The following is a 20,129-nucleotide window of genomic DNA, read 5'->3' as shown; positions in this document are numbered from 1 at the left end:
CCGCTACTGGACCGGGGCCTCGTCCTGGGTCGGTTCCGGCTTCGGGTTCGGCTTCGGGTTTGGGTTCGGGTTCGCCTCCGGCTGGGGCGACGCGGCCGGGTCCGGTGTGGCGTCCGGTGACACCGCCGAAGCCACCCCCGCCGGCACCCGTACCGAATCCAGCAGCAGTTGCGCCACATCCACCACCTGGATCGATTCCTTCGCCGCGCCCTCGTTCTTCTTGCCGTTCACCGAGTCCGTCAGCATCACCAGGCAGAACGGGCACGCCGTCGACACGATGTCCGGGTTCAGCGAAAGCGCCTCGTCCACCCGCTCGTTGTTGACGCGCTTGCCGATCCGCTCCTCCATCCACATCCGCGCCCCGCCCGCGCCGCAGCAGAAGCCCCGCTCCTTGTGACGGTGCATCTCCTCGCTGCGCAGGCCCGGCACGCTCGCGATGATCTCGCGCGGCGGGGTGTAGATCTTGTTGTGACGGCCGAGGTAGCAGGGGTCGTGGTACGTGATCAGACCCTCGACCGGCGTCACGGGCACCAACTTGCCCTCGTCCACCAGGTGTTGCAGCAGCTGCGTGTGGTGGATGACCTCGAACTCCCCGCCCAGCTGCGGGTATTCGTTCGCGATCGTGTTGAAGCAGTGCGGGCAGGTGGCCACGATCCGCTTCGCCGACCTCGGCTTGCGCGTGGTGGCGTCCTCGTCGTCCTCGCCGAACGCCATGTTCAGCAACGCCACGTTCTCCTGGCCGAGTTGCTGGAACAGCGGCTCGTTGCCCAGGCGCCGTGCCGAGTCACCCGTGCACTTCTCGTCGCCGCCCATGATCGCGAACTTCACACCGGCGATGTTCAGCAGCTCCGCGAACGCCTTGGTGGTCTTCTTCGCCCGGTCCTCCAGCGCGCCCGCGCACCCCACCCAGTACAGGTAGTCGACCTCCGACAGGTCCTCGACGTCCTGGCCGACGACCGGGACCTCGAAGTCGACCTCCTTCGTCCACTCCAGCCGCTGCTTCTTCTGCAACCCCCACGGATTGCCCTTCTTCTCCAGGTTCTTGAGCATCGTCCCGGCCTCGCTCGGGAACGCGCTCTCGATCATCACCTGGTAGCGGCGCATGTCGAGGATGTGGTCGACGTGCTCGATGTCGACGGGGCACTGCTCGACACACGCGCCGCACGTGGTGCACGACCACAGCACGTCCGGGTCGATGACCCCGTTCTCCTCCAGCGTCCCGATCAGGGGCCGTTCGGCCTCGGCGAGCGCGGCGGCCGGCACCCCGGCCAGCTGCTCCGGCGTCGCCTTCTCCTCGCCCTCCATCGTCTTGCCGCCGCCCGCCAGCAGATAGGGGGCCTTGGCGTGCGCGTGGTCGCGCAGCGACATGATCAGCAGCTTGGGGGAGAGGGGCTTGCCCGTGTTCCAGGCCGGGCACTGCGACTGGCAGCGGCCGCACTCCGTACACGTCGAGAAGTCGAGGATGCCCTTCCACGAGAAGTGCTCGATCTGGGAGACGCCGAAGACGTCGTCGTCGCCGGGCTCCTCGAAGTCGATCTCCTTGCCGCCGCTCGTCATCGGGAGCAGGGCGCCGAGCGCCGTGCCGCCGGCCGCGTCGCGCTTGAACCAGATGTTCGGGAAGGCCAGGAAGCGGTGCCAGGCGACGCCCATGTCGGTCTTGAGCGCGACCGTGATCATCCAGACGAAGGACGTCCCGATCTTGATCATCGCGATCAGATAGACGAGGTTCTGGAGCGTGCTGAGGCTCAGTCCCCTGAAGGCCGCGACCAGGGGGTACGAGATGACGTACGCGGCCTGGTAGCCGTCCGCGTGGTGCAGCGCGCCCTCCAGCCCGCGCAGCAGCAGGATCGCCACCCCGATGACGAGGATCACCGCTTCCACGAAGTACGCCTGGCCGAAGTTCGAGCCCGCGAAACGGGACTTGCGGCCCGCGCGGGTCGGCAGCGACAGCTGACGGACGACGATCAGCGTCAGGATGCCGAGCGTCGTCAGCGCGCCGATCAGCTCGACGAACACCTCGTACGGAGTCCAGTCGCCGATCACCGGCAGCAGCCAGTCGGCCTGGAAGAGCTGTCCGAAGGCGTTGACGAGCGTCAGCACGAGCGAGAAGAAGCCGACCGCCACGAACCAGTGCGCGACGCCGACGACACCCCACCGGTTCATCCGCGTGTGGCCGAGGAACTCCTTGGCCACCGTCAGGGTGCGCTGCTTGGGAGCGTCGGTCCGGGTACCCGCGGGGACGTCCTGGCCGAGGCGCACGAAGCGGTAGATCTGCGCGATGGCTCGGGCGAACAGCGCCACGCCGACGACGCCGAGTACCAGCGACACGATGATCGCGGCGAGTTGCATGTGGGGGCTCCTCGGGCCTGCGCGGGTGGAAGGTCGGCACGGGTACCGGTCCCGCGCTCGTACTAATCAGTAACTTAATCGGTTCGTGCTGAGGTTACCCAGTTGTCTCGACGCAATGTAGTGGCGCGGGTGGTGATCTGTGTCGCTGGGGCGCGCCCGCGGGCCGGAGAGCGGGGCGCGGGCGCCGCGCGTACGTGCGCCGGGGCGCGCCGGGGAGGCCGCGGAGGGTGCGGAGGGTACGGCCCCGGCTCTGCCAGGAGCAGGGCCGGCAGCGTACGGACCAGGATCAGGAGGTCGAGGCCGATCCAGTGGTGCTCGACGTAGTGCTGGTCCAGGAGCGGGGCCTCGTCCCACGGCTTCGGCGAGTGCCGCCGCAGCTGCGCGAGGCCGGTCAGGCCCGGCCGTACGAGCTGCCGCCACGGAGCGGCCGCCGCCGGGGAGCCGTGGGGCAGCGGGGCGGGTCCGACCAGGGACAGGTCGCCCCGTACGACCTGGGGCAGCCGGGACAGCAGGTCGAGGCGGAAGCGGCGGGTGCGCAGCGCGTGCAGGACGAAGGGGCGGCCGTGCAGGCCGGTGCGGCGGTCGGCGGTGAGGGCGGCCCGGCCGCGGCGCCGGCCCCGTACCGCCCCCGCGACCGTCGCCGCCACCAGTACGGGCGCCGCCAGAACCAGCAGGACCGAGCCGAGCGTCAGGTCCAGGAGGCGCTTGGGGTCCGCGAGCCGGGCCGCGCGTCCGGCCACCCGTGACGCGAGCCGGGCCGCTCGCCTCGCCACCCATGACGTGAGTCGTTCCATGGCGGACACCTGACCGTTCCGGGCTCAAGAGGGCTGGAGTGGGCTCAAGGGGCTCAGGAGGGTTCACGGGGCTCCCCGGGAACTTTCGGGGCCTTTGTGAAAGTTATGACAGAACGATCGCAGGACGCGGCCGCCTCGCCGCAGGAGGTGTCCCGCGTGCCGGCGTACACCCCGCCGGCTCCCCGCAAGCCCCCCGCCAGGCCCGTTGCACCGCGTCAGCACGATTATTGAGCCCCCTCGACTCAGGTCCTTTGACTCACCGCGATCCGTGATGCATCCTTGAGCCTGTTCCACTCAAGTCAGCTGGAGGAATCGAAATGGCACGTGCGGTCGGCATCGACCTGGGCACGACTAACTCCGTCGTCAGCGTTCTCGAAGGCGGCGAGCCCACCGTCATCACCAACGCAGAGGGCGCCAGGACCACGCCGTCCGTCGTCGCCTTCGCCAAGAACGGCGAGGTGCTCGTCGGAGAGGTGGCCAAGCGCCAGGCGGTCACGAACGTCGACAGGACCATCCGCTCCGTCAAGCGCCACATGGGCACTGACTGGAAGATGAACCTGGACGGGAAGGACTTCAACCCGCAGCAGATCTCGGCCTTCGTGCTCCAGAAGCTGAAGCGGGACGCGGAGGCGTACCTGGGCGAGAAGGTCACCGACGCGGTGATCACCGTCCCGGCGTACTTCAACGACTCCGAGCGCCAGGCCACGAAGGAGGCCGGCGAGATCGCGGGCCTCACGGTCCTGCGTATCGTCAACGAGCCGACGGCGGCCGCGCTGGCCTACGGGCTCGACAAGGACGACCAGACGATCCTGGTCTTCGACCTCGGCGGCGGTACGTTCGACGTCTCGCTGCTGGAGATCGGTGACGGCGTCGTCGAGGTGAAGGCCACCAACGGTGACAACCACCTCGGTGGTGACGACTGGGACCAGCGCCTCGTGGACTTCCTGGTGAAGCAGTTCGCCAACGGCCACGGCGTGGACCTGTCCAAGGACAAGATGGCTCTCCAGCGTCTCCGCGAGGCCGCGGAGAAGGCGAAGATCGAGCTGTCCTCGTCCAGCGAGACCACGATCAACCTTCCGTACATCACGGCGTCGGCCGAGGGCCCGCTGCACCTGGACGAGAAGATCACCCGCTCGCAGTTCCAGCAGCTCACCTCCGACCTGCTGGACCGCTGCAAGACGCCGTTCCACAACGTCATCAAGGACGCCGGCATCGCGCTGTCCGAGATCGACCACGTGGTGCTCGTCGGCGGCTCGACCCGTATGCCCGCCGTGGCGGAGCTGGTCAAGGAGCTCACCGGCGGCCGTGACGCCAACAAGGGTGTGAACCCCGACGAGGTCGTCGCCATCGGTGCCGCGCTCCAGGCCGGTGTCCTCAAGGGTGAGGTCAAGGACGTCCTGCTCCTCGACGTGACCCCGCTGTCCCTGGGTATCGAGACCAAGGGCGGCATCATGACCAAGCTGATCGAGCGCAACACGACGATCCCGACGAAGCGCTCCGAGATCTTCACGACGGCCGAGGACAACCAGCCGTCGGTGCAGATCCAGGTCTACCAGGGCGAACGCGAGATCGCCGCGTACAACAAGAAGCTCGGGATGTTCGAGCTGACGGGCCTGCCGCCCGCCCCGCGCGGGGTGCCGCAGATCGAGGTCGCCTTCGACATCGACGCCAACGGCATCATGCACGTGGCCGCGAAGGACCTCGGCACGGGCAAGGAGCAGAAGATGACCGTCACCGGCGGCTCCTCGCTGCCGCGCGACGAGGTCAACCGGATGCGCGAAGAGGCCGAGCAGTACGCGGACGAGGACCACAAGCGCCGCGAGGCCGCCGAGACGCGCAACCAGGCGGAGCAGCTCGTCTACCAGACGGAGAAGTTCCTCAAGGACAACGAGGACAAGGTCCCCGGCGACGTCAAGACGGAGGTCGAGGAGTCCATCGCCGAGCTGAAGGAGAAGCTCAAGGGCGAGGACACCGCCGAGATCCGTACGTCCACCGAGAAGGTCGCGGCCGTCTCCCAGAAGCTGGGCCAGGCGATGTACGCCAACGCCCAGGCCGAGGGTGCGACCGCCGGTGCTGAGGCGCCGGGCGGCCAGCAGGGCCAGGCCTCCCAGGACGGTACGGACGACGTCGTCGACGCCGAGATCGTGGACGACGAGCGTGACACCAAGGGTGGTGCCGCGTGACCGAGGAGACCCCGGGCTTCGAAGAGAAGCCTGACGTCCCCTCCGGCGCGACCCCCGAAGACGCCGCGCCGCAGGCCGGCGGGCCGGACTCCGCGAAGGAGACCGGCCCGGCGGCCCCGGCCGGGGACGTGAACGACATAGCTCTGACCGCGCAGCTGGACCAGGTGCGTACGGCGCTCGCCGAGCGCACCGCGGACCTCCAGCGGCTCCAGGCCGAGTACCAGAACTACCGCCGCCGGGTGGAGCGCGACCGGGTCACCGTCAAGGAGATCGCCGTCGCGAAGCTCCTGACGGAGCTGCTGCCGGTGCTCGACGACATCGGGCGCGCCCGGGAGCACGAAGAGCTGGTGGGCGGCTTCAAGTCGGTCGCCGAGTCGCTGGAGACCATCGTCGCCAAGATGGGCCTCCAGCAGTTCGGCAAGGAGGGCGAGCCCTTCGACCCGACGATCCACGAAGCGCTGATGCACTCGTATGCGCCGGATGTCACGGAAGACACCTGCGTCGCGATCCTTCAGCCTGGGTACCGGTTCGGCGAGCGGACGATCAGGCCCGCTCGCGTCGCGGTGGCGGAGCCCCAGCCGGGGGCGACGCCGAAGTCGGCGGAGGAGGCGGGCGAGTCCGGCTCGTCCGCCCAAGGCAAGGACGACGGTGGCCCCGACGAGGGCTGACGCCGAGGCACGGAAGAGTGCTGACGTACGTACGGACGGCGTGAGGGTGGCCGGTGGAGAGGAGGGACGTCGGGAATGAGCACGAAGGACTTCGTGGAGAAGGACTACTACAAGGTTCTCGGCGTCCCCAAGGACGCCACCGAGGCCGAGATCAAGAAGGCGTACCGGAAGCTCGCCCGCGAGTTCCACCCGGACGCCAACAAGGGTGACGCGAAGGCCGAGGAGCGCTTCAAGGAGATCTCCGAGGCCAACGACGTGCTCGGCGACGCCAAGCGCCGCAAGGAGTACGACGAGGCCCGCGCGCTCTTCGGCAACGGCGGCTTCCGGCCGGGACCGGGCGCCGGCGGCGGTTCCTTCAACTTCGACCTGGGCGACCTCTTCGGGGGCGCCCCGGGCGGCGGTGGTACGGGAACGGCGCAGGGCGGCGGCTTCGGCGGCGGCGGTGGCGGCATCGGGGACATGTTCGGCGGCCTCTTCAACCGGGGAGGCCCCGGCACCACCCGCGTGCAGCCGCGCCGCGGCCAGGACATCGAGTCCGAGGTGACGCTCAGCTTCACCGAGGCGGTGGACGGGGCCACGGTCCCGCTGCGGATGTCCAGCCAGGCGCCCTGCAAGGCCTGTTCGGGTACGGGTGACAAGAACGGCACCCCGCGGGTCTGCCCGACCTGCGTGGGCACCGGACAGGTCTCCCGGGGCACCGGTGGCGGCTTCTCGCTCACCGACCCGTGCGTGGACTGCAAGGGCCGCGGCCTGATCGCCCAGGACCCCTGCGAGGTCTGCAAGGGCAGCGGGCGCGCCAGGTCGTCCAGGACGATGCAGGTACGGATCCCGGCGGGCGTCAGCGACAACCAGCGGATCCGGCTGCGCGGCAAGGGCGCCCCCGGCGAGCGCGGCGGCCCGGCGGGCGACCTGTACGTGGTCGTGCACGTCGGCTCCCACCCGGTCTTCGGCCGGAAGGGCGACAACCTGACCGTGACGGTGCCGGTCTCCTTCACGGAGGCGACGCTGGGCGGCGAGGTGAAGGTGCCGACGCTCGGCGGCCCCCCGGTCACGCTGAAACTGCCCGCGGGGACCCCGAACGGGCGTACGATGCGCGCCCGTGGCAAGGGCGCCGTACGCAAGGACGGCAGTCGCGGGGACCTGCTGGTCACCGTCGAGGTAGCCGTCCCCAAGGACCTCGGCGTGGAGGCACGTGACGCGCTGGAGGCCTACCGGAAGGCGACCGCGGACGACGACCCGCGGGCGGAGTTGTTCCAGGCCGCGAAGGGAGCATGACCCGAGATGGACAGGGACGGGCGGCGCAGACCGCCCTCTGCGTTCGGCAGGGCGTACGAACTGACCGAGGAGACGCCGGTGTACGTCATCTCGGTGGCGGCCCAGCTCTCGGGTCTGCACCCGCAGACCCTCCGGCAGTACGACCGCCTCGGCCTGGTCTCCCCGGACCGCACGGCGGGGCGGGGCCGGCGCTACTCGGCCCGTGACATCGAACTGCTCCGCCAGGTGCAGGCGTTGTCCCAGGACGAGGGCATCAACCTCGCGGGCATCAAGCGGATCATCGAGCTGGAGAACCAGGTGGCCGCGCTCCAGGCCCGGGTCGCCGAGCTGTCGGCGGCCGTGGACGGCGCGGCGGCGGCGATGCGCCAGCGCGAGGCGCAGGTGCACGCCTCGTACCGCCGCGACCTGGTGCCGTACACGGACGTACAGGCGACCGGCGCGCTGGTGGTGTGGCGGCCGGCGGAGAGGCCGTAGCGGGCCCGCGAGAGCGGCACGAGAGACCCAACAGCACGCCCCCGGAGCCTTGGTCGGCTCCGGGGGCGTTGTGCTGTGTCCCGAAGGGTCCTCCAAGAGGCCCGCACATGCAGGATGCTGGTCACAGACCTCCCCGTTCCGGTCACGACTGCTGGTTCAGGATCCCCGAGTTCGCGATGAGGTAGCCCAGTTGCGCGCGGCTGCCGCTGCCCAGCGTGGTGGCGAGCTTGGCGATGTGCGCACGGCACGTCCGTACGTTCATCCCGAGCCGGCGCGCGATCGCCTCGTCCACGTACCCCTCCACCAGGAGTTGCGCGATGGTCCGCTGAACGCCCGTGATCCCGGCCGGGGTCGGCTCGTACTCCACCTGCTCCGTGAGGGGCGTGGCGCGCCGCCAGAGCTGCTCGAAGACCTGCGCCAGGTAGTCCACCAGCCCCGGGTGCCGCAGCTCAAGGGCCACTTGGCGGTCGGACCTGGCGGGGATGTACGCGACGGTCCTGTCGAAGATGATCAGGCGCTCGGTGAGTTCTTCGAGTGTCCTGATCTCCACCGTGTTCTGGCCCAGCATCTCCGCGTAGGCGAGGGTGCCCTGGCTGTGGCGTGCCGTGTGCTGGTACAAGGTTCGGATGCTGACGCCGCGGTTCACGACCGCCCTGCCGCGCTCCAACGCCTGGGCGAGCAGGTGTGCGCTCCTGCCGCCGCCCGGTTGCAGGGTCAGTACTTCCGTTTTGCACTCGGCGGTGGAGAGGTCCAGCGCGGCGTTGATCCGGCTGTCGCCCTCCAGGACCGTGATCGCGTGGGTGATGGGCGGATCCTGGGCGCTGATCGTCATGAACGGCTCGAAAGAGTCGGTCAGTTCGACGGCGAAATGTCGCCTCTCCTGGATCTCCCGCTCGATGGGGTGGAGCCGCTGGGCGAGCGCCGCGGACGGCGGAACGGGGCGAAGCCAGTCCGCATCGTCCGGATCCGGGTGCAGAAGCGGGAATTCCATGAGGCACGGAGCCACCGCGGCTTCGCTCCGGGCGATGCGTCCGGAGCGCAGCGCACTGGCGTAAAGCCGCCTGCCCTCATCACACATATCGGTGATGGCATGGGGATGTGTCGGGTTTGTGTCTCTTGCGGGCAAATCTCCACCCCCCAGGGTCCTGAACATACAGGAACATGATGCCTCGATCCGGTGGCGTTGGTGTGCCCGGGTGGGACATCGTCTTCATGGCGGGGGAAGAGGAACCCATTAAGTGAGGACGAAGCCGACTATGTATAAGAGAATGCTTCGCGCGGTGGCTGCCACTGCTTTCTCTGCGGCTCTGGCCTGTGGTGTGCTGGCTGTCGGGGGAGACGCGGGTCAGGTCACCACGCCTGCCGGATCGCAGGCCGCGGGAGCGGGTGACATCGCGTGGGGAGCCGCGGCGGGTGACATCGCGTGGGGTGCCGCTGCGGGTGACATCGCGTGGGGCCCGGCACCGACGGACATCGCCTGGGGCGAGCCGGCTGGCACCGGCGCATGACTGTCCCGCCGGACGACCGGGTCTTCCGGCGGGAGATGGCCACGGCTTACCGGTCGGGCTGGCACTTCATCGACCTTGTCACGGCGATTCCGCACCGTGGCGACTCGCTGACAGTGACCCTGTTCGGAGAGCCGATCCTCGTGGTACGCGAGGAGGACGACGATGTCCGGGCCTACCGTTGCCTGCGGAAGCCGAGGGGCGCCCCACAGCCCGTCCGCTGTGCCATCCGGTACGACATGATTTTCGTGAACCTCGACCAGCGTGACCACCAGCTGGTCGAACCCAAGACCATCCTCGCCACCCCCCGCAGTGCCTGAGCGATTCCCCCGTCGTTGTAAATCGCTCCGGCACTTCCCCCACACAGCGGCGCCATCGTGGACCTGAAACACGATGGCGCCGCTGTGCCCCCCGCCCGCGTGCGGGCACGTCCGGTCGGGGCACCCCCCTGGCCCCGACCGGACGATCACGCGCGACCGAGCGCCCGGTCCAGGGCGATCTCGATGACAACCCGGTCCGGGTTGGGCGCGGGAGTGCGTCCGTAGCGCTCCGCGTAACGGCTTTCCGCGTCTGCCACGACTTCCTGTTCGGTACGGATCGTGGCGACGCCTTCCAAGGTCGCCCAGCGCTTCTTGTGCACCTGGCAGACCGCGACGCGCGCGCCGCGAGCGCCTGACGCGCCGCTCTCCGGGTCCGACGCGCCGCCGCTCTCCGCGCCTGACGCGCCGCCGCTCTCCGCGCTCGACGCCAGGATGTTGGCCACCTTCCTGCTGTTCTTGTTGGTGATGACCCGTGCGAGGCCTGCCTCCGGGTCGTACGTCACCCCCACCGCGACCACGTGCGGCGTGCCGTCGGCCCGCAGGGTGGTCAGTGTGCACAGGTGGTGCTCCCGCCAGAACGCGAGAAACTCGGGGCTGGGGTGGTGTACGTCAAGAGCCATGCGGAAAGCGTAGGCGTGCGACCCTGAGTGGAATAGACTCAACTTTGCATAGGTTGCCTGAGTCAGGGTTGCGAGACCTCAGGACACCCGCAGGACACCGCAGCCAGAGTTGAGATCCGCGCGAGGAGGAGAAAGCGCCCGTGGACGCCGAGCTGACCAACAAGAGCCGGGACGCCATCAACGCCGCCACCAGCAGGGCCGTGGCGGCGGGCCATGCCGACCTGACCCCCGCCCACCTGCTGCTCGCCCTGCTCTCGGGCCAGGACAACGAGAACGTCACCGATCTGCTGACCGCCGTCGAGGCGGACCAGGCGGCGGTACGGTCCGGTACGGAGCGGCTGCTGGCGGCCCTGCCGACCGCCGCCGGCTCCACCGTGGCGCCCCCGCAGCCCAACCGCGAGCTGCTGGCCGTCATCGCGGACGCCGACCGGCGGGCGAAGGAGCTGGGCGACGAATACCTTTCCACCGAGCACCTGCTGATCGGCGTCGCCGCCAAGGGCGGGCGGGCCGGAGAGGTGCTGGACCGGCAGGGTGCCGGGGCGAAGAAGCTGCTGGACGCGTTCGAGAAGGCAAGGGGAGGGCGCCGGGTGACCACACCCGACCCGGAGGGCCAGTACAAGGCCCTGGAGAAGTTCGGCACCGATTTCACCGCCGCCGCCCGCGAGGGCAGGCTCGACCCGGTCATCGGCCGGGACCAGGAGATCCGGCGGGTGGTGCAGGTGCTGTCACGCCGTACGAAGAACAATCCGGTGCTGATCGGTGAGCCCGGCGTCGGCAAGACGGCCGTGGTCGAGGGGCTCGCGCAGCGGATTGTCAAGGGCGACGTGCCGGAATCGCTCAAGAACAAGCGGCTGGTTTCGCTGGACCTCGGTGCGATGGTGGCCGGCGCGAAGTACCGCGGCGAGTTCGAGGAGCGCCTCAAGACCGTCCTCGCCGAGATCAAGGGCAGCGACGGACAGATCATCACGTTCATCGACGAACTGCACACCGTCGTCGGCGCGGGCGCCGGCGGTGACTCGGCCATGGACGCGGGCAACATGCTGAAGCCGATGCTCGCGCGCGGCGAGCTGCGGATGGTCGGCGCCACGACGCTGGACGAGTACCGCGAGCGGATCGAGAAGGACGCGGCGCTGGAGCGGCGCTTCCAGCAGGTGCTGGTCGCCGAGCCGAACGTCGAGGACACGATCGCGATCCTGCGCGGGCTCAAGGGCCGGTACGAGGCCCACCACAAGGTGCAGATCGCGGACGCGGCGCTGGTCGCCGCGGCCACCCTCTCCGACCGGTACATCACCTCGCGGTTCCTGCCCGACAAGGCCATCGACCTGGTGGACGAGGCCGCGTCCCGCCTCCGGATGGAGATCGACTCCTCGCCGCTGGAGATCGACGAGCTCCAGCGGGCCGTCGACCGCCTCCGTATGGAGGAGCTGGCGCTCAAGAACGAGTCCGACCCCGCGTCCAAGCAGCGGCTGGAGAAGCTGCGCCGCGACCTCGCGGACCGCGAGGAGGAGCTGCGCGGGCTGAACGCGCGCTGGGAGAAGGAGAAGCAGGGCCTCAACCGCGTCGGTGAGCTGAAGGAGCGCCTGGACGACCTGCGCGGCCAGGCGGAGCGCGCGCAGCGCGACGGGGACTTCGACACCGCGTCCAAGCTGCTGTACGGCGAGATCCCCGGCCTGGAACGTGAGCTGGAGGAGGCCGCGGAGGCCGAACAGGAAGCGTCCAAGGACACGATGGTCAAGGAGGAGGTCGGCCCCGACGACATCGCGGACGTGGTCGGCTCCTGGACCGGCATCCCGGCGGGGCGGCTGCTGGAGGGCGAGACGCAGAAGCTGCTGCGGATGGAGCAGGAGCTGGGCAGGCGCCTGGTCGGGCAGCACGAGGCCGTGCAGGCGGTGTCCGACGCGGTACGCCGTACCCGCGCCGGAATCGCCGACCCCGACCGGCCCACCGGATCCTTCCTCTTCCTCGGCCCGACGGGCGTCGGCAAGACCGAGCTGGCGAAGGCGCTCGCGGACTTCCTCTTCGACGACGAGCGGGCGATGGTCCGCATCGACATGAGCGAGTACGGCGAGAAGCACTCGGTGGCCCGGCTGGTCGGCGCGCCTCCCGGGTACGTCGGCTACGAGGAGGGCGGCCAGCTCACGGAGGCGGTGCGGCGGCGCCCGTACTCGGTGATCCTCCTGGACGAGGTGGAGAAGGCCCATCCCGAGGTCTTCGACATCCTGCTCCAGGTCCTGGACGACGGCCGCCTCACGGACGGCCAGGGCCGGACGGTCGACTTCCGCAACACGATCCTGGTCCTGACGTCGAACCTGGGCAGCCAGTTCCTGGTCGAGCCGCTGACGGGCGAGGAGGAGAAGAAGCAGCAGGTCCTGACGGTCGTACGGGCCTCCTTCAAGCCGGAGTTCCTGAACCGCCTGGACGACCTGGTGGTCTTCTCGGCCCTGTCCAAGGACGAACTGGCCCACATCGCCGCCCTCCAGATCGACCGCCTGGCCGCCCGCCTGGCGGAACGCCGCCTGACCCTGGACGTCACCCCCGAGGCCCTGGCCTGGCTGGCGGAGGAGGGCAACGACCCGGCGTACGGCGCCCGCCCCCTGCGCCGCCTGATCCAGACGGCGATCGGCGACCAGCTGGCGAAGGAGATCCTGGCGGGCGAGATCAAGGACGGCGACACGGTCCGAGTGGCCCGCTTCGCCGACGGCCTGCTCGTGGGCCCGGGGGACCCGGAGCAGCCGGGAGACCCCGGCACCACGCCGACGGAGAAGACGCTGTAGCGCACGCGTGTCGTCTCTGACGGGCCCCTCACCCACCCGGGTGGTGGGCCCGTCCACGTGCGTGGGCAGGAAGCTACCATCGGACAAAGATTGAAACTGGCGGTTCACTTGCGCACAAGGCTGTTTGGAGGCGCCACAGCATGTTGCTGAGCTTTCGTGTCGCCAATCACGGCTCCCTGCGCGAGCCGCAGGAGCTGAATTTCGCACCGGTGTACGGGAACGATCGGCCCGCGGTGCCGGTTGTGGCGATCTACGGTGCGAACGCGTCGGGGAAGTCGACCGTCGTGGACGCCTTCCACTTCTTCACGGAGGCCGTGAATCATTCGCAGGCCAGGTGGGTGCCCGGAGCGCCTGTCCCGCGACGGCCTTTCCTCCTTGATCACGAGAGCCGGACGGAAGCGTCTTCGTACGCCGTCGACCTGCTGCTGGGGGGCGTGCGGCACGTGTACGGCTTCAGCGTCACGGACGCCGAAGTCGCCGAGGAGTGGCTGTACGTCTACCCCAAGGGCCGCAGACGTGTCCTCTTCGAGCGCGCGGGCATGACGATGACGTACGGTGCCACGCTGACGGGCGAGCGGGTCGCCGCCGAGCGGATCATGCGGCCCAACAGCCTCTACCTCTCCGCTGCCGCCCAGTCGGCACACCGGCAGCTCAGCAAGGTATGGATCGCGCTGCGCACTTCGCTGATCATCAAGGACAACTCACGGCAGTCGGTCACCCGCATGGGGGCATTCGCGGTTGCGGCCTACGAGGGCTTCGCGAGCATAGGGCTGCCCCTCGGACCGGAGGTTCTGGCGGCTGCGGACCTCGGAGTGCACGGTATTCGTCGCGGACCGGCGGATGCGTCGCAAGATCGGGCAGAGCAGGTGAACGCCCTCGAAGCGGCGAAGTCGGAGTCCTTGGAGTTCGTCCACCGCGTAGGCACGGAGGAGTTCGTCCTGCCCGTCGACGCTGAATCGGCAGGCACCAAAACGTGGCTGACCATGGTGACGGGAGGTCTCAGCTCGATCTTGGAGGGCGAACCCATGTGGGTCGACGAGGTCGACGTCAGCCTCCACCCCATGCTCACGGCCAAGCTGGTCTCCCTGTTCCAGAACCCGGAGCTGAACCCGCGTGGAGCTCAGCTGATCTTCACCACGCACGACGCGTCCCTCCTCGGCACCATGCTCGGTGACCAGGTCTTGTGGCGGGATCAGGTGTGGTTCGTGGAGAAGGACCCCGCGACCGGAGCCTCCGAGCTCTATCCGCTCAGTGACTTCAAGCCGCGCAAGGGAGAGAACTTTGAGCGGCGCTACCTGGCGGGCGGCTACGGAGCCGTACCACTGCTGCCGGAGACGGCGTTCGAGGACATGCTCAAGAAGTACTGGGGGGCTCGTGCCGAGGTCATTTCCACGTGAGGGCTCGGGCCGGCGCCGTGCTCCGGTCCGGCGGTCCGCCCGCACCATGCTGGTCGTCTGCGGCAGCAAGGAGACCGAGCGGCAGTACTTGCAGGGGTTACGCGACCATCTGCGCAACCCCGCCGTCTCGGTCGTCGTACGCGGCAAGGCGTGCTCGCCGACGCAGCTGGTCGAGTACGCGCGCGGGCAGTGGGACCTCAACCGGGACGGGTACGACGAGGTGTGGTGCGTCTTCGACGTGGACGAATACCCCGACGTGGCCGCGTCGGCCCTTCTCGCCCGCCGGTACGGCATCAGGATCGCCGTCTCCAACCCCTGCTTCGAGCTGTGGCTGCTGCTCCACTTCGCCGATCACCGCGCGCATGTCGCCACGTACAAGAAGCTGCTGCCCCTCATGCTCAAGCACGTCCCGGCCTACGACAAGACACGCATCGACTTCACCCGCTACCGGGACAATCTGGATCAAGCGACCGCCAGGGCCCGCACGCTCGACCCCACGGGCGAGGATCATGCCCGCAACCCGTCGACCGGTGTTTGGCGGCTCACGGACCGTATGACTGACCCGTGAGCGCATCGGACGGTCATCGCGACTAGGGTCGATGGGAGACAACGGCACGCACGCCATCCTCAGGAGTTTCCAGCGATGTCTATCGACCCGTCCTCGATTCCGAATTTCGGGGGACCGCCCCAGCCGCAGGGTGCAGGACCGGCGGGCCCCGTCGTCCCCGACCAGGATCTGGTCAAGCAGCTCCTCGAACAGATGGAGCTGAAGTACGTCGTCGACGACGAGGGTGACCTCGCGGCGCCGTGGGAGGAATTCCGTACGTACTTCATGTTCCGCGGCGAGGACGACCAGCAGGTCTTCTCGGTGCGGACGTTCTACGACCGGCCGCACCCGATCACGGACAAGGACAAGATCCTCGACGCGATCGACGACTGGAACCGCCGGACGCTGTGGCCCAAGGTGTACAGCCACATCCACGAGGAGGGGGACGGTCCGCCCACCATCCGCCTCATCGGTGAGGCCCAGATGCTCATCAGCATGGGCGTCAACCTGGAGCACTTCGTGTCGTCCACGGTCAGCTGGGTGCGCGCGTCGATCGAGTTCGACAAGTGGCTCCTGGAGCAGTTCGGCCTCGCGCCGGGCGACGAGAACCCCGAGGACGCCTAGGTCTCGTACGTCCCGTAGCGGTACGACAGCCCGGCCAGGGCAGTGATCATCACGGTCGCCGCCCTGGCCGGGCTTTTCGCAGAGATGGGCCGGCGACCGGCGGACCGGCGGATGCGTGGAGGCGTGGAGGCGTGGATATGGATCTGGGTGTGGGCGTCGGCGTGGGTACGGGGAGTGGCGCGCGCGACCGGGTGGTCGCCGCGCGTGTGCGGGGGATGGGTACGTCCATCTTCACCGAGATGACCGAGCTGGCCCGCACCACCGGCGCGATCAACCTCGGGCAGGGCGTCCCCGAGCTGCCCAGCCCGCCCGCCCTCCTGCGCGACGTCGCGGACGCCGTGCTCGCCGGGCACAACCAGTACCCGCCCGCCGTCGGCTTCCCCGCCCTGCGCGAGGCCGTCGCCGCACACCAGCTGCGGCGGTACGGGCTCGCGTACGACCCGGTCGGCGAGGTCCTCGTCACGACCGGCGCGACCGAGGCGCTCGCCGCCGCCGTGCTGGCCTTCTGCGACCCCGGCGACGAGGTCGTCGCCTTCGACCCCTGCTACGACGCGTACGCGGCGGACGCCCGGCTCGCGGGGGCCACGCTCGTCCCCGTACCGCTGGCCCTCGACGGGGACCACTTCGCGCTGGACGCCGACGCGCTGCGCGCCGCGGTCTCCCCCCGTACCCGCGTCCTGATCCTGAACACCCCGCACAACCCCACCGGCAAGGTCTTCACCCCGGCCGAACTGGCCGAGGTCGCGGACGTGTGCCGTACGCACGACCTGACGGTGATCACGGACGAGGTGTACGAGCACCTCGTGTACGAGGACGGCGTCCGGCACCTCGCCGTCGCCGCGCTCCCCGGGATGCGGGAGCGGACCGTGGTCGTCTCGTCGGCCGGCAAGACCTTCAACACGACGGGCTGGAAGATCGGTTGGGTCTGCGGGCCCGCGCCGCTGGTGGCGGCGGTGGGCGCGGCGAAGCAGTTCCTGACGTACGCCTCGGGCACGCCGTACCAGGAAGCGCTCGCCCGGGCCCTCGGCTCGGTGGAGGAGTGGGCGGCGGAGCTGCGCGGCACCCTGCGCGCGCACCGGGACCTCCTGAGCGCCGGACTCGCGGCGGCCGGCCTGCGCCCCTTCCGCGCGGGCGCGGGCTACTTCGTCCAGGCCGACGTACGCCCGGCGGGGTACGGGAACGGCGTGGACTTCTGCCGCGAACTGCCGGGCCGTACCGGCGTGGTGGCCATCCCGACCTCGGCGTTCTACGTGGGCGCGGACGCGCCGGCCTGGCTGGTGCGCTTCTCGTTCTGCAAGAGGGCGGACGTGCTGGGGACGGCGGTGGAGCGGCTGTCCGCGCTCGCCCGCTGAACGCGCGCGTCGCGTTCGAACCTCTGGAGTTGCTCAATTCGGCTTTGGCCGTGGGGGCTTGGGGGGACATCCCTGTCACGCAGGAAGCCGGGCAGGAGCGGAGCCGGCCACGCGAAGGCGCGAGGGTCTCGCTTCGGGGGAGTGAAGGACGGTGGGGGCCATGGCAGGTCTGGTGATCGCGTTTGTCGTGTTCGTGGTGATCGCGATAGCGGTGAAGGCGGTGGTCGGGAGTGTCACTCGCGACCAGCGGCGCAAGGCGTCCGTGGGCGGCGTGACGTCGCTGGAGAAGAAGGGTGCCAAGAAGAAGCGCTCCGACGGCAGTTGGTGGGCCGGGGGCGGCGCCGTCGGCGGCGACGGGGGCGGTGCGTCCTGCGGGGGCGGGGGTTCCTCCTGCGGCGGCGGATCGTCGTGCGGCGGGGGCGGGGGATGCGGCGGCGGAGGCGGCTGACACGGGGCAGCTGGTCCGCGGCCGCTGATCGCGACGACGCCCGGTGGGGAGCAGGTGCCCACCGGGCGTCGTCGTGTGGCCGAAGTACCCATGTTGACCGGTTCGTTGACTTCATTTTCGTTTTCTGGTGAACAGTTGAACCGACCAGCCCCCATGGGGATGGAAACCCCGTCAAGTTGGGTAAAAACGCTGTGAGTGACGCGTAGTTCGTGATTCCCTCGCTGTGGAGAGCCCCAGCCCCCGGCCCTCGTTCAAGCCGGGCGGGCCACCTTCCCCATCAGTCCGTTCGCTCGTTCCCGGGAAGCCCCCGGTCCACCCGTCAAGCGTGTTTGCGGAGCCGACCCATGCTCACGACCCTCAATACCGCCTACACCGACACCCGTGCCGCCGATCTGGCCTGGGCGTTGGGGCGGGAGCCGCTTCCCGCCCTGGCCGTCCTCGATCTCGAACTGTCCGGTACGACACTCCAGCTGAGGCTGCTCGGCGCCTCCCACCAGGTGCTCGTGGAGGAGGAGCGGGGCACCTGCTCCGAGACCGTCGCGTGCATCCCCGGCAGCAGCACACCGCTGCCGCTCGGGGTCTCCGAGCGCCTGGGCGAGTGGGAGTACGAATTCGCGGCGCGGGTGGAGGCCCTGTCGCCCGGCAAGTTCGCGGCCCGCGCGCAGGAGTTGCTCGCGCTGGTCACCGACCACCCGAACGGGCTGGCCGGGACGTTCCCCGGCTCCCCGCACGCCTTCACCGCGATGGTCGCGCACCGCGAGAAGGGGCAGCTGGGCTGGCGCACGTGGCACGCCTACCCGCAGGAGGGGCGGCTCGTCGTCACCCGGACCCGGATCGGGGTCCGTACGCCCGCCACGCTGTAGTTACACGCTTGCGCCGTTTTTTACACCCGTGTGGGTGACAAACCGGCATGTTGCTGTGACGTAGCGTTACGGCATGATCGAGCAGTCCGTCTCCTCGCCACCGCAGGGTGGACCGCCTCGCGGTGGGCCCCCTCCAGGCGGACCGCCGCAGAGCGGGGCGCGGCTGCCCGTGCGGCCGGATGCCGGCCGCTTCCTGATTCTCGCGGTGGTCTTCGTCTGCGCCGCGTGTGGACTGGTGTACGAGCTGGAGCTGGTCGCGCTCGCCTCGTACCTGATCGGTGACTCCGTCACGCAGGCGTCCGTCGTGCTCTCGGTGATGGTCTTCGCGATGGGCGTCGGCTCGCTGCTCGCCAAGCGATTACGGCCCTGGGCGGCGGTCGGGTTCGGGCTGGTGGAGGCGGCGCTCGCGCTGCTGGGGGGCTGTTCGGCGCTGGTCCTGTACGCGAGTTTCGCGTGGATCGGCGAGTCCCGTCCTGCGCTGGTCGCCTTCTCGCTCGCCATCGGCGTCCTGATCGGCGCGGAGATCCCGCTGCTGATGACGCTCATCCAGCGGGTCTCCCGGCAGGACGCGGGCGGGACGGTCGCGGACCTGTTCGCCGCGGACTACGTGGGCGCGCTGGTCGGCGGTCTCGCCTTTCCGTTCCTGCTGCTGCCGTGGCTGGGCCAGCTGACCGGCGCGCTGCTGACGGGCGCGGTCAACGCGCTGGCGGGCGGGGCGCTGGTCCTGTGGGTCTTCCGCCGGGACCTGACGCCGCGTTCCCGGCTGCTGCTGGTGATCGTCAACCTCCTGGTGCTGGCCGTGCTGGCGACGACCGCGGTGCTCGTGGACGACTTCGAACGGGCCGCGCGGCGGGCGGTGTACGGGGACCGGGTGCGGGTCGCGGTGCACACGGAGGTGCAGGAGGTGGTGCTCACGGGCGGGCGCGGCGAGCCGCTCGACCTGTACCTGGACGGGCGCCTGCGGGTCAGCGGGCGCGACGAGTACCGCTACCACGAGGCGCTCGTGCACCCCGCGATGCGCGGGCCGCACGGCCGGGTGCTGGTCCTGGGCGGGGGCGACGGGCTGGCCGCACGGGAGGTGCTGCGGTACGGGGACGTCCGCGCCGTCACGGTCGTGGAGCTGGACCCCGGGGTGGTCCGGCTGGCCCGTACGGACCCGGCCCTGTCGGAGCTGAACGGGCACGCGTACGACGATCCCCGGCTGCGGGTGGTGACGGCGGACGCGTTCGCCTGGCTGCGGGGCCGGCGCGGCGCGCCGTACGACGTGATCGTCTCGGACCTGCCGAACCCGGGCATCACCGCGAGCACGAAGCTGTACTCGGAGGAGTTCTACGGCCTCGCGCGCGGGGTCCTCGCGGACGGCGGGCGGCTGGCGGTGCACGCGGGCTCGCCGACGGCCCAGCCGCGTACGTACTGGACGGTCGACGCGACGCTCCGGGCGGCCGGCTTCGGCACGAGCCCGTACCGCGCGGAAGGCCGCCTCACCCGCTTCACGGCGGGCCCGGACCGCGTCAGGGGCGGCCGCCCGGCGCCGGGCGACTGGGGCCTGCTCCTGGCCGCGAGCGGCCACCGCCCCCACCTGGGCCTGGCCCCCGACGCCCCGCGCCTCCGCTCACTGACCCTGCCGGAGCTGGCGTCGGACGCCCACGAGGCAACACGCTCCCGCCTCGACGGCCTGCCGGCCTCGACGCTGGTGCATCCGCGGTACGGGGGGTGAGGCGGCCCGTCCGGGCGGGGGTCGCCTGACGGCGACCGGGGCCGGGCCTGCGGGGCCGGCTGGTCCGCGGGGCCGGGGTCGGGGCGGTTCTGGCCGTGGGTGGCTCAGGTGGCGGTCCGCGTGGGTGGGGGTGGTCGGCGGTCAAGCCTGCCTGGGGCCGGTCAGGGGGCGGGAGCCGTACTCGTACGGGCTTGGTTCTGTGCTTGGGGGCGCCCTGGG

General features: G+C 70.0%; 17 protein-coding genes. 13 read left to right on the top strand and 4 right to left on the bottom strand.

Annotated features, from left to right (window positions below; all coding sequences use genetic code 11):
* Nucleotides 1-3: 3 nt before the first annotated feature.
* Nucleotides 4-2,349, bottom strand: a complete 2,346-nt coding sequence (locus ACIODU_RS01340; protein WP_401762551.1) for a (Fe-S)-binding protein — start codon at nucleotides 2,347-2,349, stop codon at nucleotides 4-6.
* A 74-nt stretch (nucleotides 2,350-2,423) separates the two neighbouring features.
* Complete coding sequence (locus ACIODU_RS01335; RefSeq protein ID WP_356418656.1) at nucleotides 2,424-3,143, bottom strand: sugar transferase; 720 nt, start codon at nucleotides 3,141-3,143, stop codon at nucleotides 2,424-2,426.
* Nucleotides 3,144-3,460: 317 nt separating this feature from the next.
* Between ACIODU_RS01335 and dnaK the strand changes: the two genes are divergently transcribed.
* The 4 genes from dnaK to ACIODU_RS01315 all read left to right on the top strand — a co-directional run bounded on the left by dnaK (nucleotide 3,461) and on the right by ACIODU_RS01315 (nucleotide 7,743).
* On the top strand, nucleotides 3,461-5,326 hold the full coding sequence (dnaK, locus tag ACIODU_RS01330) for a molecular chaperone DnaK (protein WP_356418658.1): 1,866 nt from the start codon (nucleotides 3,461-3,463) through the stop codon (nucleotides 5,324-5,326).
* Nucleotides 5,323-5,994 carry a nucleotide exchange factor GrpE gene (gene grpE, locus ACIODU_RS01325; protein ID WP_161310984.1) on the top strand — a complete coding sequence of 224 codons (672 nt, stop codon included), beginning with the start codon at nucleotides 5,323-5,325 and terminating at the stop codon, nucleotides 5,992-5,994. The genes dnaK and grpE overlap by 4 nt, the downstream gene beginning before the upstream one ends.
* A gap of 75 nt (nucleotides 5,995-6,069) precedes the next feature.
* On the top strand, nucleotides 6,070-7,269 hold the full coding sequence (gene dnaJ, locus ACIODU_RS01320; RefSeq protein ID WP_356418661.1) for a molecular chaperone DnaJ: 1,200 nt from the start codon (nucleotides 6,070-6,072) through the stop codon (nucleotides 7,267-7,269).
* Nucleotides 7,270-7,275: 6 nt separating this feature from the next.
* Nucleotides 7,276-7,743: a heat shock protein transcriptional repressor HspR gene (locus ACIODU_RS01315; protein ID WP_161310982.1), complete on the top strand. Its 468-nt coding sequence runs from the start codon at nucleotides 7,276-7,278 to the stop codon at nucleotides 7,741-7,743.
* Between the two features lie 142 nt (nucleotides 7,744-7,885).
* Here ACIODU_RS01315 and ACIODU_RS01310 read toward each other — a convergent pair whose 3' ends face one another.
* A complete protein-coding gene (locus tag ACIODU_RS01310; RefSeq protein ID WP_327235337.1) occupies nucleotides 7,886-8,896 on the bottom strand; it encodes a helix-turn-helix transcriptional regulator in 1,011 nt (336 codons plus the stop codon).
* Nucleotides 8,897-9,247: 351 nt separating this feature from the next.
* On the opposite strand from ACIODU_RS01310, the gene ACIODU_RS01305 reads away from it, so the two are divergent.
* Complete coding sequence (locus ACIODU_RS01305; RefSeq protein WP_161310980.1) at nucleotides 9,248-9,568, top strand: (2Fe-2S)-binding protein; 321 nt, start codon at nucleotides 9,248-9,250, stop codon at nucleotides 9,566-9,568.
* Between the two features lie 146 nt (nucleotides 9,569-9,714).
* Here the strand turns inward: ACIODU_RS01305 and ACIODU_RS01300 are convergent, their stop codons facing one another.
* Nucleotides 9,715-10,188: a pyridoxamine 5'-phosphate oxidase family protein gene (locus tag ACIODU_RS01300; RefSeq protein WP_401762545.1), complete on the bottom strand. Its 474-nt coding sequence runs from the start codon at nucleotides 10,186-10,188 to the stop codon at nucleotides 9,715-9,717.
* Nucleotides 10,189-10,328: 140 nt separating this feature from the next.
* On the opposite strand from ACIODU_RS01300, the gene clpB reads away from it, so the two are divergent.
* The 8 genes from clpB (at nucleotide 10,329) to ACIODU_RS01260 (ending at nucleotide 19,910) form a co-directional block, all read left to right on the top strand.
* On the top strand, nucleotides 10,329-12,962 hold the full coding sequence (gene clpB, locus ACIODU_RS01295) for an ATP-dependent chaperone ClpB (RefSeq protein ID WP_401762542.1): 2,634 nt from the start codon (nucleotides 10,329-10,331) through the stop codon (nucleotides 12,960-12,962).
* Between the two features lie 140 nt (nucleotides 12,963-13,102).
* Nucleotides 13,103-14,359 (top strand): ATP/GTP-binding protein, encoded by a 1,257-nt coding sequence (locus ACIODU_RS01290; protein WP_401762539.1) that lies wholly within the window; start codon nucleotides 13,103-13,105, stop codon nucleotides 14,357-14,359.
* Nucleotides 14,360-14,405: 46 nt separating this feature from the next.
* Nucleotides 14,406-14,927, top strand: a complete 522-nt coding sequence (locus tag ACIODU_RS01285) for an RloB family protein (protein ID WP_356418673.1) — start codon at nucleotides 14,406-14,408, stop codon at nucleotides 14,925-14,927.
* Nucleotides 14,928-15,002: 75 nt separating this feature from the next.
* Nucleotides 15,003-15,530, top strand: coding sequence for a YbjN domain-containing protein (locus ACIODU_RS01280; protein WP_161310977.1), 528 nt, complete (start codon nucleotides 15,003-15,005; stop codon nucleotides 15,528-15,530).
* 215 nt (nucleotides 15,531-15,745) lie between these two features.
* Nucleotides 15,746-16,882, top strand: a complete 1,137-nt coding sequence (locus ACIODU_RS01275) for an aminotransferase class I/II-fold pyridoxal phosphate-dependent enzyme (RefSeq protein WP_401763485.1) — start codon at nucleotides 15,746-15,748, stop codon at nucleotides 16,880-16,882.
* A gap of 160 nt (nucleotides 16,883-17,042) precedes the next feature.
* Nucleotides 17,043-17,330 (top strand): hypothetical protein, encoded by a 288-nt coding sequence (locus ACIODU_RS01270; protein WP_356418676.1) that lies wholly within the window; start codon nucleotides 17,043-17,045, stop codon nucleotides 17,328-17,330.
* Between the two features lie 344 nt (nucleotides 17,331-17,674).
* Nucleotides 17,675-18,193: a DUF2617 family protein gene (locus ACIODU_RS01265; protein ID WP_356418678.1), complete on the top strand. Its 519-nt coding sequence runs from the start codon at nucleotides 17,675-17,677 to the stop codon at nucleotides 18,191-18,193.
* A gap of 73 nt (nucleotides 18,194-18,266) precedes the next feature.
* Complete coding sequence (locus ACIODU_RS01260) at nucleotides 18,267-19,910, top strand: polyamine aminopropyltransferase (RefSeq protein ID WP_401762534.1); 1,644 nt, start codon at nucleotides 18,267-18,269, stop codon at nucleotides 19,908-19,910.
* Nucleotides 19,911-20,129 lie beyond the last annotated feature (219 nt).

The sequence above is a fragment of the Streptomyces sp. NPDC088261 genome (genome assembly GCF_044740805.1).
In the GTDB taxonomy this organism is placed as follows: Bacteria; Actinomycetota; Actinomycetes; order Streptomycetales; family Streptomycetaceae; genus Streptomyces.
The sequence above is the reverse complement of the archived record's forward strand: the minus strand, read 5'-3'. Positions and strand labels throughout refer to the sequence as shown.